Consider the following 1,243-nt stretch of genomic DNA (forward strand, 5'->3'; position numbering starts at 1 on the left):
TCTCATTATTTCAAAAGAATACCTAACGTAGAGTAAACGAAGGCTTAATCCGTCGAAATAAATATTGTTGTTAAACTTTTTGTCAGATAGATAAGCAGTTTTGAATTTTCCCAGATCTTCAAAGCGATCTTTTATTGGGTTCTTTGTCATATATAAGGTAAGTACCACAGCAATGCTAATCCCAATAGCTATCAGTCGATATCTGCCATTTAACAGGCGAAAAATATATGTAACAAGAAGAATAGTATAAATGAACAAAAACATTCTTGATGAAAGCAGTATTATCCATACTGTAAACGCGAGATACAAAAATGACTTGAGCTTCGCAGGAAAAGGGACGGAGGCAATCAAGATAATACTTATTATACAAACCATGGAAGCATAAATAGCTGTTGAATCCACTTTTTCTACCAGGCTATGATAAAAAAAAACATGATAATCTCCACCGGTGATATATTCATTTGACGCAAGTATTGTAGCAGTACACATCCAAACAAATGCTGAAATGATAAAACATTTAAAGAGAAACAAGATATATCGTTTCGGGAAACTTTCTTTTGATAGAAATATAATAGGAACTACAAATATGGACATTTCACGCTGTGCAATAAATTTGGCGTGGGATACATCTTTGGAAACAAAGATACTCAACAAGCATAGTAAGAAATAACATGATATAATATAAAACAATGGCTCTTTATATAAACGATTGGCTTTCTCTCTAAAATTCCCCTCTAATAAAAGTGTTATAAATAATAATATTAATGTGATACTATTAATCGTAGTAGCTTTCTGTCCAATGATATCGGAAATAAATAGCATTATCGTTAGGGCGAGATAAACTTTATTATAGCTGCTCCGTTTTGTGAAGTCCAATAACATGGTTGGTGTGTTTATATGAAAGATTTATTCGTTTTCTTATATTTATTCATAACATTTACATATGCGTCATATGTTTTTTTAGCGGTTTGTTCCCAGTTATTTTCTCGAATTATTTTTTTAGGAAAGTCTTTGTTTTTTGCACTGTTCATTGCTTGTTCTATGGCTTCACGAATGCTACGAGTATCTGCCGGATCGCAATAATATCCAACGTCTTGAAAATATTCTTTGGTGTCTCCCTTATCGGTTATCACAATATTGCATCCGCACACGGCAGCTTCTAAAGTGCTTAACCCCGTTGTTTCAAACCAACTTGCTAAAACGTGTGTTTCATGTTCGTTATAAAGTCTTGCCACTTCTTTTT

General features: G+C 33.0%; 2 protein-coding genes. Both read right to left on the reverse strand.

The window, feature by feature from the left end:
- Nucleotides 1–882, reverse strand: an 882-nt coding sequence (locus tag ACQR30_RS04265; protein WP_429731747.1) for a hypothetical protein, incomplete at its 3' end; no start/stop codon positions are given.
- Nucleotides 883–893: 11 nt separating this feature from the next.
- On the reverse strand, nt 894–1,243 hold a 350-nt coding region (locus tag ACQR30_RS04270), incomplete at its 5' end, for a glycosyltransferase (protein ID WP_429731750.1).

Origin of the sequence: Arachidicoccus sp. (genome assembly GCF_050436765.1) — a bacterium.
In the GTDB taxonomy this organism is placed as follows: domain Bacteria; phylum Bacteroidota; class Bacteroidia; order Chitinophagales; family Chitinophagaceae; genus Arachidicoccus.